The sequence below is a fragment of the Nesterenkonia halotolerans genome (assembly GCF_014874065.1).
GTDB lineage: Bacteria > Actinomycetota > Actinomycetes > Actinomycetales > Micrococcaceae > Nesterenkonia > Nesterenkonia halotolerans.
Map to the genome: position 1 here is coordinate 1058758 of NZ_JADBEE010000001.1, position 11578 is coordinate 1070335.

13 protein-coding genes are annotated in these 11578 nt (G+C 67.0%); 5 read left to right on the forward strand and 8 right to left on the reverse strand.

From position 1 onward, the window contains the following. Nucleotides 1-49: 49 nt before the first annotated feature. Both H4W26_RS04860 and H4W26_RS04865 read right to left on the reverse strand, forming a co-directional pair. Nucleotides 50-862: a superoxide dismutase family protein gene (locus tag H4W26_RS04860; protein WP_192590991.1), complete on the reverse strand. Its 813-nt coding sequence runs from the start codon at nucleotides 860-862 to the stop codon at nucleotides 50-52. A gap of 92 nt (nucleotides 863-954) precedes the next feature. After that, on the reverse strand, nucleotides 955-1890 hold the full coding sequence (locus H4W26_RS04865) for a cation diffusion facilitator family transporter (RefSeq protein WP_192590992.1): 936 nt from the start codon (nucleotides 1888-1890) through the stop codon (nucleotides 955-957). Nucleotides 1891-1996: 106 nt separating this feature from the next. Between H4W26_RS04865 and H4W26_RS04870 the strand changes: the two genes are divergently transcribed. The 3 genes from H4W26_RS04870 (at nucleotide 1997) to thpD (ending at nucleotide 4697) form a co-directional block, all read left to right on the forward strand. Further along, nucleotides 1997-3154 (forward strand): amidohydrolase, encoded by a 1158-nt coding sequence (locus H4W26_RS04870; RefSeq protein WP_192590993.1) that lies wholly within the window; start codon nucleotides 1997-1999, stop codon nucleotides 3152-3154. Nucleotides 3155-3237: 83 nt separating this feature from the next. Next, nucleotides 3238-3579, forward strand: a complete 342-nt coding sequence (locus H4W26_RS04875; protein ID WP_192590994.1) for an acylphosphatase — start codon at nucleotides 3238-3240, stop codon at nucleotides 3577-3579. Nucleotides 3580-3755: 176 nt separating this feature from the next. Continuing rightward, nucleotides 3756-4697, forward strand: a complete 942-nt coding sequence (gene thpD, locus H4W26_RS04880; RefSeq protein ID WP_225939603.1) for an ectoine hydroxylase — start codon at nucleotides 3756-3758, stop codon at nucleotides 4695-4697. A 190-nt stretch (nucleotides 4698-4887) separates the two neighbouring features. Here the strand turns inward: thpD and H4W26_RS04885 are convergent, their stop codons facing one another. Then, on the reverse strand, nucleotides 4888-6996 hold the full coding sequence (locus tag H4W26_RS04885; RefSeq protein ID WP_192590996.1) for a S9 family peptidase: 2109 nt from the start codon (nucleotides 6994-6996) through the stop codon (nucleotides 4888-4890). Between the two features lie 216 nt (nucleotides 6997-7212). Between H4W26_RS04885 and H4W26_RS04890 the strand changes: the two genes are divergently transcribed. Next, on the forward strand, nucleotides 7213-7755 hold the full coding sequence (locus H4W26_RS04890; protein WP_378626038.1) for a DNA-3-methyladenine glycosylase I: 543 nt from the start codon (nucleotides 7213-7215) through the stop codon (nucleotides 7753-7755). A gap of 69 nt (nucleotides 7756-7824) precedes the next feature. Here the strand turns inward: H4W26_RS04890 and H4W26_RS04895 are convergent, their stop codons facing one another. The 5 genes from H4W26_RS04895 to infC all read right to left on the reverse strand — a co-directional run bounded on the left by H4W26_RS04895 (nucleotide 7825) and on the right by infC (nucleotide 10894). Next, the gene (locus tag H4W26_RS04895) at nucleotides 7825-8130 is read right to left on the reverse strand and encodes an RNHCP domain-containing protein (protein WP_192590998.1); all 306 of its coding nucleotides are present in this window, start codon (nucleotides 8128-8130) and stop codon (nucleotides 7825-7827) included. Then, the gene (locus H4W26_RS04900; RefSeq protein ID WP_192590999.1) at nucleotides 8127-9167 is read right to left on the reverse strand and encodes a TrmH family RNA methyltransferase; all 1041 of its coding nucleotides are present in this window, start codon (nucleotides 9165-9167) and stop codon (nucleotides 8127-8129) included. Before H4W26_RS04900 ends, H4W26_RS04895 begins: the two co-directional genes overlap by 4 nt. A gap of 130 nt (nucleotides 9168-9297) precedes the next feature. Continuing rightward, complete coding sequence (gene rplT / locus H4W26_RS04905) at nucleotides 9298-9678, reverse strand: 50S ribosomal protein L20 (protein ID WP_192591000.1); 381 nt, start codon at nucleotides 9676-9678, stop codon at nucleotides 9298-9300. 50 nt (nucleotides 9679-9728) lie between these two features. Further along, complete coding sequence (gene rpmI / locus H4W26_RS04910) at nucleotides 9729-9923, reverse strand: 50S ribosomal protein L35 (RefSeq protein WP_192591001.1); 195 nt, start codon at nucleotides 9921-9923, stop codon at nucleotides 9729-9731. Nucleotides 9924-10183: 260 nt separating this feature from the next. After that, nucleotides 10184-10894 (reverse strand): translation initiation factor IF-3, encoded by a 711-nt coding sequence (gene infC / locus H4W26_RS04915; protein WP_192592024.1) that lies wholly within the window; start codon nucleotides 10892-10894, stop codon nucleotides 10184-10186. Nucleotides 10895-11030: 136 nt separating this feature from the next. On the opposite strand from infC, the gene H4W26_RS04920 reads away from it, so the two are divergent. Further along, complete coding sequence (locus H4W26_RS04920) at nucleotides 11031-11471, forward strand: DUF1844 domain-containing protein (protein ID WP_378626037.1); 441 nt, start codon at nucleotides 11031-11033, stop codon at nucleotides 11469-11471. Nucleotides 11472-11578: the final 107 nt, after the last annotated feature.

An 11578-nucleotide genomic window follows, 5' to 3' on the forward strand; every position in this document is an offset into this window, starting at 1 on the left:
CGTGGACGGCTGTCCGCGCGCCGGAACGTTTCGTGCTACCACCTGATTCCTACTGCTCCTCCACGACCCCACAGGCCACTCGCGCGCCAGCATCGCCGCTGGTCAGCGATTCCTGATCCGGGCCGTACCCGTTGTACCGGTCCGGCACATTGGCGTGGTTGTCTGCCGCCGCGTGGACGATCACGGAGGCGCCCTCGGCGGCGAGCAGATCCTCGGCGACCAGTCGATCCGTCACCACGCTCAGCCACCCGGTGCCGTCTTCGTTGACCAGGAGACTGGGCAGGTCACCGGCATGGTCGGGGTGATCGACAGGTGCCGGCTCCTGGAGCGGGTCATCCTCGGAGAGGTCATCGAGGTCGGGTTCGGTGGACTCCTCGGGGGCTTCCTCGCCCTCGACCACACCGGCATCGCCCTCCGCGTTCCCGACCAGATGTCCGCCAGAGGACTCGAAGTCTCCCACCACGCCGGCCTCGGAAGTGGACTGCGGCTCACAGACGCCGTTCTCGTGCAGCGCGATGCCACGGAATCCGGACTGGAGGTCATGGACCTCCGCCTCGATCAGCACTCCGTTCTCCACTTCGGTGAAGCTCACGGTGCCGATGCCATTCTGGGCCATATCGGTCATCTCGGCGGTGGCGAAGGACTCCTCGGCGTCACCCGATTCACCCTCGTCCTCTTCGGCTCCATCGCCCGCCTGATCTGCGTCCTCTTCCACCGCAGCGGAGTCGTCCTCGTTCTGTGCGGCGGGCTCAGACTCGGCGGAGTCTCCGCAACCGCTCAGCGCGAGAGCCGCGACCAGGGCGATCCCGGTCCAGGGCAGCGCGGCCCGTCGCGAGGAGGAACTGACACGTGGAATGCTCATGACCGCACAGCTTACCGGGACCACCCCTCCCCCACGAGTCGGTGACCAGCGGATCCCCATCGGTTCTGCCCTAAAGCTCGCGCACCGCCTGTTCAGGCGTGGGTGTGGGTCTCGCTGGCGGCGATGCCGCGGGTCTCCAGCTGGAACGTCGAATGCTCCACGGACAGATCGAAATGCTCCGCCACGCAGGACTTGAGCCGGCTGAGCGTCTCGGGCGCACAGCCCTCCTGGAAGCATTCGTCATCGACCACCACATGGGCGGAGATCACCGGCAGACCGGTGGCCACCATCGAGGCATGCAGGTCGTGGACCTCGTGGACGTGCTCCTGGGCTAGCATGTGCGCCCGCACCTTCTCCAGGTCGAGTCCGCGCGGGGTGAATTCCAGGAGCACGCGGGCGCTCTCGCGCAGCAGCAGCGCCGCCCGCGGCACTATGAGCGCGGCGATGGCGAGGGCTGCGACAGCGTCGGCCTGCTGCCACCCAGTGGTCCAGACGACGACGGCGGCGACCATGACTCCCAGCGACCCGAGCGCGTCGGCGGCGACCTCCAGGAACGCCGCGCGCATGTTCAGGTTCGCGCTCCGCCCGCCGGAGAGCACGAGCAGCGACACGATGTTGCCCAGCAGTCCCACCGCGCCGAAGAGCAGCAGCTCCTGGTGCATGACGGTGGGCGGGGAGCTGAGCCGAGCGATGCCTTCCACCGCCGCGTAGATCCCGATGCTCAGCAGCAGAGCTGCCTGGATGAGACCGGCGAGGATCTCCATGCGACGGAAGCCCCAGGTGCGCTGTGCGGTGGCGGCCCGGAACATCAGTGACGCCGCGATGAGCGCGACGACCAGCCCGATGCTGTCAGTGAGCGAATGCACGGCGTCGGTGAGCAGGGCGAGGGATCCGGTCAGCCAGGCGCCGGTGGCCTGCGCCAGCACGATGCCTACGGTGATCGCGCAGGCGATGGCCAGCCGGCGTCGGTGGGAGCCTCCGCCGTCTGCGCGCGCGGCGGATGAGCCGCCATGGTCATGAGAATGCATCGTGGCTCCATTCTCCTGCGCCGGGCGCCGATCTCCTAAGCTGCGAGTCGAAATGAGTTGCGTTCTCATCAGCTTGCCTGCGCTGGCCTCTTGCTACAGTTCACATATGGTTGCTCAAAGAAACTATGTAATCGTCAACGCGCAGATCGTACCCATCAGCGCAGCACCCTTCACCGGCTCCCTGGTGATCACCGAGGGGCGCATCGCAGAGCTCGGAGCCTCCGTGGAACAGCCTTCCGGCCACGAGGTCATCGATGCAGGCGGCGGGTGGGTTCTGCCCGGCCTCGTGGACGCTCATGTGCATCTGGGCGTTCATGAGGAGGGTGAAGGCTGGGCCGGGGCCGACGTCAATGAGACCACCGATCCGGTGACGGCCGCCGCCCGCGCCCTTGATGCGATCAACCCGGCTGACATCGGTTTCGCCGACGCCCGCGCAGCAGGCATCACCGCGGTCAACGTCAATCCGGGGTCGGCCAACCCCATCGGGGGTCTGGCCGTGGCAATCAAGACACAGGGCCGAATCGTGGACGAGATGATCCTGCGCTCGCCCTCCGGCCTCAAGGCGGCCCTGGGAGAGAACCCCAAGCGGATCTACGGCGAGCGCAAACAGACGCCGAACACGCGCCTGGGCGTCGCGATGACCATTCGGAAGGCCTTCACCGAGGCTTGGAGATGGCAGACGAAGGATCCCGCCGAGAGGCCGGCCGATCTCGTCTCCGAGGCCCTCGCCATGGTGCTGGAGCGCAAGATCCCCTGGCGCCAGCACTGCCACCGCGCCGACGACATCGCCACCGCTCTGCGCATCGCCGACGAATTCGGCTACGACCTGGTCCTGGACCATGGGACGGAGGCATATAAGATCGCCGATCTGATCGCCGAGCGGGACATCCCGGTGCTCTACGGGCCCATGATCGTCTCGCGGTCCAAGGTCGAGGTGCGGGAGCGCAGCCCCAAGGCTCCAGGAATCCTCAGCCGCGCCGGTGTGCGCGTCTCGATCATCACCGATCACCCGGTGGTGCCCATCGAGTTCCTGATCCACCAGGCGGCGCTGGCCGTCCGGGAGGGCATGGACCCGACTGAGGCACTGAAGGCGGTGACCCTGAACCCGGCGGAGGTCCTCGGCGTCTCGGACCGCATCGGCTCGCTGGAACCGGGGAAGGATGCAGACCTCGCGCTCTGGTCCGGGGACCCGCTGGACACTCGCAACCGAGTGCTGCGCACCTGGATCGACGGGGAACAGGTCTACGCCCACGCGGAGGACTAGACCGAAGCCTGCGTGGCGGACGCGGCCTGCACTCGGGGGCCCGGCTCTGGTGGGGGTGCGCCTCCTAGTGTTTGACTGGGCGCATGACCGAACCTCTTTCTGCACCCGAGTCCGAACAGCCCCTCTCCCCTTCAGGCTGCACCGTCGGAACCCATGCGAGCATCGCCGGACAGGTCCAGGGGGTGTCCTTCCGCGCGGCGGCGAAGACCGAGGCGGATGACCTGGGCCTGGTCGGCTGGGTCCGCAACACTGAGTCCGGAAACGTCGAGCTCCTCGTCGGAGGCGCGGGTCCCGCGGTGGACTCGCTGCTGCGCTGGGCCGAGGATGGCCCCGAGTCCGCCCAGGTCAGCGAGGTGACTCAGCGCGAGGCCAGCTCAGAGGAGCTTGCCTCACTGCCGCGCAGCGGCTTCGAGATCCGCCGCTGAGACAGCAGGCGCTTGCCAAGCCACACAGTCCTGCTACGGTCGAAGGACAGCTTGTAAGGGCCCCTGTCTCATGACCGGCATCTCGATCCTGACTGTTGAACGGGCCCGCAGAGCGTCGAATAAAGAACCATACGAAACCAGAAACATGACGAATGAAACGCACGAAAGGTCTGCTTTTGACGACGACTATCACCGAAAATTCACGCACGCGACACGACACCGCACCCAGCGACGCAGTGGACCGCTACCCCACCCGTGGTGAGACCGGCCCCGCCGTGCTCACCCGCGAAGATCCTGTGGTCCACGGCTCCGAGCAGGACGGCCCGCTCGAGAGCGATCAGCTGCGCTCCTTCGAGGAGAAGGGCTACCTGACCATCGACCAGCTCATCAGCGGCGATGAGCTGGAGCTGTTCAAGAACGAGCTCAAGCGCCTGGCCGAGGATCCAGACGTCAAGAAGGACCACCGCACCGTGGTGGAGGCCAAGTCTGACGAGGTCCGCTCCGTCTTCGACATCCACCGCACGAACGAGATCTTCGCCAAGATCGCCAATGATCCGCGTGTGGTCGAGCGCGCCCGCCAGATCCTGGGATCGGATGTCTACATCCACCAGAGCCGGATCAACTACAAGCCCAGCTTCACCGGCAAGGACTTCACCTGGCACTCCGACTTCGAGACCTGGCACGCCGAGGACGGCATGCCGGGGCCGCGCGCGGTCTCGATCTCGATCTCACTGACCGACAACTACTCCTTCAACGGCCCGCTGATGATCATGCCCGGCTCGCATAAGCACTACATCAGTGCTGTGGGCGCCACCCCGGACGACAACCACGAGCAGTCCCTGGTGATGCAGGGCGCCGGTGTGCCGGACAAGGCCACGCTGACCGAGTTCGCCGATCGCTTCGGCATCGACGTCCTCGAGGGCCCCGCAGGAGGCGCCATCATGTTCGACAGCAACTGCATGCACGCCTCCAACGGGAATGTGACCCCCTACTCCCGCTCCAACGTCTTCATCGTCTACAACTCGGTGGAGAACCTCACGGTGGAGGAGCCCTTCGCGGCCTCCAAGCCCCGCCCTGAGCACCTGGGCAGCCGAGACTTCACTCCCGCCGGGAGCTGATCCGGCTCCTGCCTGAGGAACGATTCCGCGAAAACGGCCCTGGGTCTCTCACCCGGGGCCGTTTTCGCGTCCTGCACCTCGCTCATTCACTCAATGTCGCACCTCTATGCCATGTCCCATGGCTTTGGACGGAAACAGGGATGGGACATGGCAGGAGGATGCGACAGGTGGCGTCAAAAGGCCTCCGGCCTCAGCTTGCCTCGGGGTCACCGGGTTCCGTCATCGAGAGCCCGAGCTCCGGCGGAAGCTCGCTGGGCTCGCCGAGCACATGCTCGGAGAGGAAGCCGGAGACCACCTGATACCAGAGCTTCGCGTGCTGCGGCTTGAGCACCCAGTGATTCTCCGACGGGAAATAGAGGAAGCGGTGGGGCGTCTGTCCCTCGGCATCGGCGGGCAGCCCCGAGTTCGCCAGCAGCTCGTACCAGAGCCGCAGCCCCTCCCCGATCGGCACCCGGTAATCCTTGTCCCCGTGGATGACCAGCATCGGCGTGACGATCTTCTCCACGTGATGATGCGGAGAGTGCTCGGCCGCCATCGTCTCGTCGAGCTCGTGGCGCCAGTAAGAGGCCATGTCCGTGGTGGGACCGAACTGGTCCAGCGCCCAGAGGGAGGCGTGGGTGACGATCGCGGAGAACCGATCGGTCTGTCCGGCGATCCAGTTCGCCATGTATCCGCCGAAGGACCCGCCCATCGCCGCGGTCCGTGTGGGGTCGATGTCTTCGCGAGCCTCGGTGACGTCGGTGATCGCCATGAGGTCGGTGAAGGGGTGTCCGCCCCAGGAGTTCCAGCCGCGCTGGACGAAGTCCTGCCCGTAGCCGGTGGACAGCGCAGGGTCCGGCAGCAGCACCGCGTAGCCCTGTTCGACCATCAGCCAGGGATTCCACCGCCAGGTCCAGGCGTTCCAGGAGTTCAGCGGGCCGCCGTGGATCCACAGCAGCAGCGGCGCAGGCTGCTGGGCGGAGGCGCCGTCGGGGAGCGCGAGCCAGGCCCGCACGGGGGCTCCGTCGATCCCGGTGCTCTGCACCTCGGTGAGCCTGCCGGGAAGCTCGGGGCGCGGAGTGGGATTCTGCAGGCGTGTGGTCTCTCCGCTGCTCAGGTCGATGGACACCACCTCTTCGGGGTGCGCGTAGCTGGAGCGCACCCCGTAAGCGATCCCGCCCTTCGGGGCCGCAAGGACCGCGGAGTAGGTGGCATCCTCGGTGGTCACCTGGCGCACGGTGCCGGTCTGCGCCGAGACCTCGAATACCGGGCCACGGCCGCCCTGGTCCGCCAGCGCGAGCAGCCCCGAGCCGTCGGGAAGCCAGGCGGAAGGGATCAGCCACAGATCGGCGTCCTGGCCGAGCCGCTTCAGCTGTCCGGTCTGCAGGTCGAGCAGGTGCAGCTGGGGCTGCGGCGCCTGCTGCGGGGTGGGCTGGGCCGAGCGCACGACGGCGGCGCTGGTGCCGTCCGGGCTGATCGGCCCGGTGCTGAAGGTATAGCCCGGCTCGTCTGCGATGATCCGGCGTTCTCCGGTGGCGATGTCCACCATGGCCAGGGCGCTGCGCTGCGAGGCGCGCGCCTCCGGCATCGTGATGCTGATCAGCGCGGCCGTCCCGCCCTGGCTCAGCTGCACCTCCCCGCCGAACCCGGCGCCTAGGCCTGCGGTGAGATGACGCAGGCGCGCCTGCGGCGAACCAGTCGTGCCGGCTGCGCCGCCGTCGTCGGCCGTGTTCTGCGGTGCTGACGCTGGGGAGTCCAGGGCGAAGAGGTGCGGCCGAGCGGGACCGAGGTCGCGGTCCCAGAAGCGGACCGGGTAGCCGGTGTGCAGAATCGCGTCCACAGAGGCATCCCTGCGCCCGGCGTGCAGCTCGCGCTGCTGCTCCTCAGTGGCGGCTCCGGGCAGCAGCGGCGCGCTGACCAGGGTCACCTCCGCCCTCTCGGCAGAGTGCGCCCGAGTGACGCCGCCCGCCCGACGCAGCACCTCCACGGCTTCGCCGCCGGCCGCGGGGAGCCGGAAGAGCGCCGGGTCCTTGTCCTTGGACTCGGCGTCGGGCCGGGCCGAGGTGAAATAGAGGTCCCCCGAGGCGGTGAAGGCTGGCGATCCCTCCCCCTGCACGCTGTGGGTGAGGCGCCGAGCCGGTGCGGCTCCGGTGGGGTCGATCTCCCAGAGTGCACCGGCGTAGCCGTCCCCGGCAGTGTTGACCGCGGAGACCGTGGTGACCAGACGCGTTCCGTCCGGGCTGAGCGCAAGACCGCTGAGCCGAGGATGTGCGATGTATTGGTCCAGGTCGGAGAAGAGATGCTCGCTGCGCTGTGTCATGCCCTTGTTCTACCAGCAATCCGCATTACATGGTTGCATATTACAACTACCCGAGTGGCGGGTCGGCGGTAGCCTGGTGTCGTGACTGCGATACCTGAGGACACCGCCCCCGCTGCGGGAACCGCATCCGCCCGGGACACTGCTTCCGCTGCGACCCCCGGGCTGGTGATCGGCTCCGACGGCCTCCCGCGCACGGCGTGGGCACTGGGCAGCGAGATGATGTGCCGGTACTACGACACCGAGTGGGGCCTGCCGATCCGCGAGGAGCATGGGCTCTTCGAACGGCTGAGCCTGGAGGGCTTCCAGTCTGGTCTGTCCTGGTCGACGATCCTGAGCAAGCGGGAGAACTTCCGGGCGGCCTTCGCCGGCTTCGACCCGGAGCTGGTCGCGGAGTTCACCGAGGACGATGTCCAGCGCCTGCTCGCCGATGCCGGCATCATTCGTCACCGCGGAAAGATCACCGCGACCATCAACAATGCCCAGGCGACGCTGGCCCTGCGAGACAGCGGTGGGCTCTCGGAGCTGATCTGGTCCTTCAAACCGGCGGAGACCCCCGTGCCGCGGAGCCTGGAGGAGGTGCCCACGCAATCATCAGAGTCTGCGGCGCTGGCGAAGCGCCTCAAGGCCGAAGGGTTCCGCTTCGTCGGCCCGACCACCGCCTTCGCCCTCATGGAGGCCATCGGCATGGTGGACACCCATGTCGTGGGTTCCCATCGCCGGGGCAGTTCAGGCGTGTACTTCACCAACCAACCCGCCTGAACCGAAACGGCTGACCTGGACCGAGGCGGCCACTTGTGACCGAGGCGATGAACTCGCGGGTCGGCCGACTCAGCGGGGCCGCTGAAGCTCGATCACTCGGTCCATGTCATCGTCCGGCGCGAGACGGTTGCGATCGACCTGCCCACAGGCAGTGCAGCGATGCAGGAGCAGGAACCCCTTCTTCCCGGTGTGATCCACACCCACCGGCTCCATGGGGGCACCACAGTCCGCGGCGCGATCCCCCGGGCTGATGTCCACATGCCTGGAGTACAGGCAGCGCGGACAGTGATTGCGATAGCTGCCGCCGAGCTGCTTGGGGATCGGGTGCCCGCAGTGGATGCAGTCGAAGCCGGTGTTCTCGGCCTGCCTGCTCATACCTCGGTGCTGCTCGGGCCACCCTCAGGCGCGGCGACGACAGGCGTCTCGGCAGAAGCGGCGGCATGGGCAGCGGTGTCGGTCGCCGGAGCCGCAACAGCAACGGCGCTCTCATGCTGGGCCATGGCCGTGGAGTACATGCAGACCGTGGCGGCGGTGGCCACATTGAGCGACTCGGCTGCACCGAAGAGCGGGATGGACACCCGCTGATCGGCGAGTTCCCGCTCGGCGTGGGTGAGGCCGTGGGCCTCGTGCCCCAGGAGCCAGAGCGTGGAAGCCGCCGGACGCTGCACGTCGGAGAGTGAGGTCTCGCCCCGTCCGTCTGCGGCGAGCACCTGGAATCCGCGGGCGCGTGCGGCGTCGACCAGATCCGCGGCCTCGATGCCGGTGAACAGCGGCAGGTGGAAGTGGGATCCGGCGGCGGCCCTGACCACCTTGGGGCTCCAGGGGTCCACCGTGCCGGGGCTCAGGATGATGGCGCCGGCTCCTGCGGCGTCGGCGGTGCGGATGATCGTGCCGGCGTTGCCCGGGTCCTGCAGGCGCAGCATGGAGGCGATCAGCGCTGGAGCCTCGCGCTGTGAGAGCCGCTCCAGGAGCGCATCCAGCGCTTCGAGCTTCGAGACTCTGCCGGGGATGCGGCACACGGCGAGCATTCCCTGAGAGGTCTCGGCATCGCCCATCACGCGCAGCACCTCGGGGGTGGCCTCGCGCAGGAAGATCCCGGCCTGCGAGGGCAGCTTGATCTCGGGGTTGAAGAGCACGCCGCGGACGCGGTCCAGCAGCGCCAGCACGTCGGGATGCTTCTCGAGGGCGACGGGGTCGAAGAAGAGGGCGTCCAGCGCCGGGAAGGGCTGCTCACCCTGTTCCTGCTCCCACTGGCGCAGCCAGACCGTCAGCGCCTCACGCACCGGCTGGGGTCCCTCGGCCAGGAAGAGCCCCTGTTTGGTCCGCTGGGAGCGGCTCGCGAGACCCGCCACGCGGCGGACGCGATCGGACCGGGGGTTGTCGACGAGCTCGGGGTCAAGGGGCTGAGACATGTCTCTATCTTCTCCTACTGCGCGGGTGATGCGGGGGCGGTGTCGTGACGTGCAGGCACCAGAGAACCGCCGAGGCACGAAGAAGGCGCCGTCTCCGACAGGAGACGGCGCCTTCTCACGATGTGCCGGTTCAGACTCGAGCGGCGTTGACATCCTGCGGGAGCGCCTTGCGGGCGGTCTCGACCAGGACGCCGAAGGACTTCGCGTCGTAGACGGCGAGCTCGGCGAGCATGCGACGATCAACCTCGACACCAGCGGCCTTCAGACCCTGGATGAAGCGGTTGTAGGTCATGCCGTGCGAGCGGGCAGCAGCGTTGATGCGCTGGATCCACAGGCGACGGAAGTCGCCTTTGCGCTTCTTGCGGTGCTGGTAGTTATAGACGTACGAGTGCAGCAGCTGCTCTTTGGCCTTGCGGTAAAGGCGTGAGCGCTGTCCGCGGTAGCCGGAGGCCCTGTCGAGGACCTTGCGGCGCTTTTTGTGGCCATTGACGGCCCTTTTCACACGTGCCACGTGATATCTCCTTGAGTCTTAAAGTCTTCGGTGATGAATGTGCTGGAGGCTCAGATGCCCAGCATCCGCTTGATGCGCTTCTCGTCAGCCTTGGTGACCATGCGGTCACCGGCCAGACGGCGCGTCAGGCGTGAAGACTTGTGCTCCAGGTAGTGGCGACGGTTGGCCTGCTGGCGCTTGAGCTTGCCAGAACCGGTCAGCTTGAACCGCTTCTTGGCCCCGCTGTGGGTCTTCATCTTCGGCATGGTGCCGTTCTCCTTATGTCGTTCGGACCTGCAACGCCTGTGCTCTGCCATGAACGGACTGAACCAGTTCATGGCCGCGGCGGCGCAGAGGTGGGTCCTCGTGGCGTGGCAGGTGCTGCAAGCAGCACATGGAAGTCCACGCGTGGGACCCCTTTTATGGTGGCGGAGACGACGACGTCGAGACATCGCGTCACACACCAGCGCACCAGTCTACGTCATGAGACCGGCGCGCAGGTTCACCGCGATCAGTGAAGCCCTGGTTAGAGGTTCTTCAGCTCATCCGGCAGGTAATCGGCCATGGAGTTCGAGAGCGGCGCAGCGTCCTTCTTCTCCGTGGGAAGTCGCTCGGCGTTCTTCCGGGCACGACGGTCATTCTTGGGCGCCGGCTGCTCGGCCTCGGCATCTTCTGCGACCGGCTCCTGGTTCTTGGCCTGGTTCTTCGCCGCCGCCTTGGCCTCTGCCTTGGTCTTCAGCGGTCCGACGACCATCACCATGTGGCGACCATCCTGGCGCGGGGAAGACTCCACAGCACCCAGGTCCGCGACATCCTGTGAGAAGCGCTGCAGCAGGCGGACGCCCATCTCCGGGCGCTGCTGCTCGCGACCGCGGAACTGGATCATCGCCTTGACCTTGTCGCCTGCCTCGAGGAAGCGGCGAGCGTGTCCGACCTTGGTGTTGTAGTCGTGGTCATCGATCTTGAGTCGGAAGCGGACTTCCTTGAGCACCGTGGTGCTCTGGTTCTTCCGCGATTCGCGGGCCTTGACCGCAGCCTCGTACTTGTACTTGCCGAAATCCATCAGCTTGCAGACGGGAGGTTTGGCCTGCGGCGCGACCTCAACCAGATCCAGATCGGACTCCGTGGCAAGCCGGAGGGCGTCTTCGATACGAACGACTCCCACCTGCTCCCCCTGGGGGCCGACAAGGCGGACTTCTGGTACGCGGATGCGTTCGTTGATGCGTGGTTCGCTGATCTGTCTAGCTCCTGTTTATGAGGAATTCGGTGAATGGGGAGTCCTCGGCGGATGCGCTGTGCGGACTCGAAGGAGGCCATGTGACGCTCCTGAGCGCGTTTAGCGCGGCCGAAGAGACTGTGACAAGCTTACCAGCATGCAGAGTGAGCAGAGTAACCGCGCCGAGGGCGCAGAGAACGGCCATGGCCACGATGTGGGCCAGACCCACGGCGCGGAGCACGGCGCCGAGTCGTCGATGGCCCAGGCGGTCAACCAGCAGTCCCGCGATATCGCTGAGGTTCCCGCCGTGGAGCTGATCAACACCGTGGCGGTGCACCTCATGAGCGCCGCCGCTGTGAAGCTCGGCCTGGCCGATGATCCTCAGGCAGAGGAGCTCAAGGACCTGGATGAGGCCCGCAAGCTGATCACCTCCCTCGCCGGGCTGATCACCGCGGCCGCCCCTGAGGTGGGCTCGACCCACGCCGCGCCGCTGCGCGATGGTCTGCGCTCGCTCCAGCTGGCCTTCCGCGAGGAGTCCTCCGTCCCGGACGCCCCGGGGAAGGGCCCCGGCGAGAAGTGGACCGGCCCGGTCAACTGATGACCCGCCGGTCAATCATCGTCAGCTCCAGACCCACACCGGTAGGCGCCGGACCTCGCTGAGGTCGTTGTATGAGAGCCCGATGAGAGGCGCATGAGAGAAACCCT